Below are 4,224 nucleotides of genomic sequence, written 5' to 3'. Positions count from 1 at the left end.
CGATCCGAACGGCGTCCGTGACGCCGGTTCACGAAGAATAGAAATTGGAGGCGCATTCTCATGCGCAAAATCCTCATCATTGGGGGCGGCTACGCGGGTTTCTACACTGCATGGCGGCTTGAAAAGTATATGCGGCAAGGCGAAGCCGAGGTGACCCTTGTGGACCCGCTGCCGTACATGACCTATCAGCCGTTCCTTCCCGAGGTGCTGGCAGGATCGATCGAACCTCGACACAGTGTGATCGTGCATCGGCGGCACCTGAAAAAGACACGGATGATCACCGCTAAGGTCACTTACCTTCACCATGGAAGTCGCACCGCTAGCTTGGTCTTCGCCGACGGTCGCACTGCTCGAAAGACTTACGACATCGTCATCGTCACAGGGGGCGCTGTCACCCGTGTGATCCCCATCCCCGGCATCGCCGATCGTGCAATCGGGGTGAAGAACGTTGAAGAAGCCGTCCTCATCCGCGATGCCATACTGCACAACATCGACGCCGCCGCGGCCCTGCCGCCAGGTCCCGAACGGGAGAAACTCCTGACTGTCGTGTTCGTCGGAGGCGGCTACGCGGGCATCGAGGCTTTCGGGGAACTCCGGTCGCTGGTTACAGCAACCCTGAAGAAGTACCCCGAGCTGACACTCAACGAAACCCACTTCCACCTCATCCAGGCAACGAACCGAATCCTGCCAGAGGTCTCCGAGGAGACCAGCCGGTGGGTCCTTCGGCACCTCGCCCGGCGCCACGCAACCGTGCACCTCTCCACACAAGTCACCTCGGCGGCCGACCGGCATATCACCCTGTCCACGGGTGAAACGCTCAATGCAGGCCTGCTCATATGGACCGCCGGTGTGATCGCGAACCCCCTCATCACCAGGAACACCGACTTGCCCGTCGATGACCGCGGCCGACTCATCGCCCGTGCCGACCTTCGCATCGGAACGACCGACGCCCCCATTCCGGATGCATGGACGGCTGGCGATAACGCAGCAATTCCGGATCTCACCGGTGGTGGCGTCGGCGGGTACACAGTGCCTAACGCCCAGCACGCCATCCGGCAAGCCAAGCTTCTAGCCAAAAACGTCCGAGACACCTTACGCGGCGGCGAGGCACGCGAATATTCTCACCGCAACCTTGGAGCCGTCGCCACCCTAGGTCTTGGGTCCGGCGTATTCCAGTCCGGGCCGGTCGTCATCAAAGGCTTTCCCGCCTGGCTCATACACCGCGGGTACCACGTCCTAGCCATTCCCACTTGGGAACGGAAGTGGCGAGTCATATGGGGGTGGTGGAACAATCTCTGGCTCGGCCGCGACACCGCAGGCCTGCGCGGATTGGACACCCCTCGGGGCGCGTTCCAGGAGGCCGCTTCCTACAGCACGTTTACCGACTCTGGACCTGCCAGCGCCGCCGCACCTGATATGGCCCAGGCGGAACTCACACGAGCCGCGTAGAAGGACTGCCGTTTCGATACTCAGCTATGCGCGGTGTGGGCACTGCATAGGCGGGCACCGCGTGTCCGGCGAACAGGCGCACTGTACAGGCAACGCGAGCTTCAGCCCCTAGGGGAGCCCACTACTGGATCAGCCTGCTGTGCCCGAACACCCTCGTCCCGGTGGAGTACGAAAAGGGCAGCGCAAGCGGAACCATCATGACACGCGACCAAAGCTCACCGTCCGTTGGTACCGCCTCGTGGTCCCCCCATACCCATAAGTGTCCGGCACTCCCCATCCCGGTTCCAACGGTCCGAGGACCGCTCACTCACAGCGACGGAGAAAATCACCTAACAAGTGAGCCGGCATTGGGGTAAGGACCCGAATACCCGACGAAACGGCTCGTCCCCAGCCATCCCTCAGCGCGGGCTGGCGCCAACGGCCAGCTGGCTAAGTGCGGTGGGTTTACGGCGGCGTGCCGAGTGTGCGAGTGCGGTAGTTGATTCGATAAGCTGGGCGCAAGGTTAAGCAGACGGCCGACAATTAGCTACGCCATCATGGATGCTAGTTTTTGTCCCTCGCGTAGCTGGTGATGCTCCGGGCACGGAAACGACTTTCTGATGCCGTTCTGCATGGACAGACCCGGAGCCCACTGCGATGAGCAGCGATCTCACCGATCCGCATACTAACGACAACCACCACCTTCACGACGCCATCCTTGATTCTTCCGATGTACGTCAGTTCCTCGACGAGCTCTGTCAGCATGCGGTGCGCTCGCTGAGCTTTGGAGAGCGAATGCTCTGCGGCATCACATTGCTACGCGATCGTAAAGCCGCAACCGTTGGAAGTAGCAGCGAATACGCCCAGAACATGGATGAGATTCAATACAGCTTCAATGATGGTCCGTGCCTGAGGGCCGCCCGTGAGCAAGTCATTGTCGAAGTCCCGGACGTACGCCGGGAAGAGCGCTGGCCGCAGTATGCCGAGATCATCTCGGAGCACGGCCTGCGCTCAATTCTCGCGGTCCCTTTCGATCTGGCAGGGGAAGCGAGAGCCGCGCTGAACCTGTACTCGGATGCGGTGAACAAGTTCACTGACGAAGCAATAGAACGCGCAAGGACGTACGCGAATGAAGCCTCCCGCTCGCTACGTCTTGCCGTACGCATCGCCCAACACAGCGAGCATGCCGGAAACTTGAAAGCGGCGCTGGAATCACGCACGGCGATCGATATTGCGGTGGGAATCATCATGAGTCAGAGCCAGTGCAGCCAAACCGAGGCGTTCACTTTCCTGGTCAAAGCGTCCTCACACCGCAACATCAAACTGCGTGACCTTGCCGGGCAAATCGTCGCCGGCGCCAACGCGAACTCGAAACCCGCGACACACTTCGATTACTGACAGCATTCGTGGGTCAAGCCTGAAGTGCCGAGGAAGATATGAGCAATATGAGGTTCTCAACCAGTCTGTCCGAAGACGGACGCGGTTCGTCCCTGCGGTATGGGACCTCAGGAACGGGTGAACCGCCGTTGAACGAGTAGCATGGCGGGACTGGCCTTATATGGGCAAGAGATCGAGTTGGAACCCAAAGTGTTCTCCGACTGACGTTCGAGCATCTGGAACGCGAGGTGGTGCCATGTCCGGCCAAATTCTTCACGTGAGCCGGCGGGTTGGCGCCGTCCTGGGGCGCGTGTGTGTCTACGCCCTGATCTGGGCGGGGCTCACGTTGCTCATCGCCGCTGTCGGCATCCGCTTCTACTGGGGCAAGATCTCGGTGGGTCAGATGCTCCTAAACCTCGTCTCCGTAGAAACCAACGGCGGAGGCGGAGCCATCGTCTGGACCGGCATCCTCGGGATCGGTGTACTGCCTCTACTCATGACCGCGGGGGTCGCCCTCTGGCAATACTTCCGACGCCGCAAGCGTCGGAAGTACGGCGTCGTCCTTCCGCGGCGACTGCAATGGATCACGCACACCGCCTTCACCGCTCTGGTGGCCGCGCTGGTGATCGCCGGCACCACTTCCTTCGCCAGCACAGTCAGCCTGTGGGACTACATCAAGGCGGCGAATTCCTCGTATGACATCGGCAACTACTACGTGGAGGCGACCATCACCAGCGCTGTGCACAAGCGGAACCTGGTGTTGATCTATCTCGAGTCAGGTGAGGGAACCATCGCGGATGATCAACTCTTTGAAAAAGACGCCTTTGCTTCACTCAAGGAGGCCACCCGGGCTTCGGATGGTTGGCAATCCGTCGAGAGCCTGCGCGAGTACAAAGGTGGTGGCTGGACAATGGCCGGGCTCGTTTCCACCCAATGCGGCATCCCCTTGAAAGGCACAAGTTCCGCTATGGGAACCGGCGCGTTCAACAGTCTCGGCGGCGAAGTCGATACCTATCTGGGTGGAGTCACTTGCCTGGGTGACGTTCTGGACGCGCACGGCTACACCAACGTCTTTCTGGGCGGTGCGAATGCCTCCTTCGCAGCGAAGGATGTCTTCCTGAGCAGTCACGGCTACTCCGAGATCAGGGACCTCTCCGATTGGCGCGCAGCCGGTGAAACGGCGGAGAACTTTCGCAGCGACTGGGGCCTGAGCGATGAACGCCTCATGGCGAACGCCAAGGAAGAGGTCGACGTGCTGCACGCCGAGGCGGAGAAGTCCGGTGAGCCGTTCAACCTCACATTGTTGACCCTGGACACACACGCGCCGCTGCACATTTTCGACTACTGCGACGTGGACACGGAGGACGCGACCACCTCGGTGTTCTCCTGCTCCATGACCCAAGTGGCTGGCTTTGTGAA

General features: G+C 60.7%; 3 protein-coding genes. All 3 read left to right on the top strand.

What is annotated here, in order from left to right:
• The first annotated feature begins 60 nt into the window (after positions 1-60).
• Positions 61-1,449 (top strand): FAD-dependent oxidoreductase, encoded by a 1,389-nt coding sequence (locus RIF85_RS14885; RefSeq protein WP_309072682.1) that lies wholly within the window; start codon positions 61-63, stop codon positions 1,447-1,449.
• A 636-nt stretch (positions 1,450-2,085) separates the two neighbouring features.
• Positions 2,086-2,826, top strand: coding sequence for a GAF and ANTAR domain-containing protein (locus tag RIF85_RS14880; RefSeq protein WP_309072681.1), 741 nt, complete (start codon positions 2,086-2,088; stop codon positions 2,824-2,826).
• A 235-nt stretch (positions 2,827-3,061) separates the two neighbouring features.
• A partial coding sequence (locus RIF85_RS14875; protein ID WP_309072680.1) for a sulfatase-like hydrolase/transferase occupies positions 3,062-4,224 on the top strand: 1,163 nt, incomplete at its 3' end.

Source organism: Arthrobacter sp., assembly GCF_031179385.1.
Taxonomy (GTDB): Bacteria; Actinomycetota; Actinomycetes; order Actinomycetales; family Micrococcaceae; genus Arthrobacter_D.
Note: the sequence above shows the minus strand (reverse complement) of the source record. Positions and strands in the feature narration are given on the sequence as shown.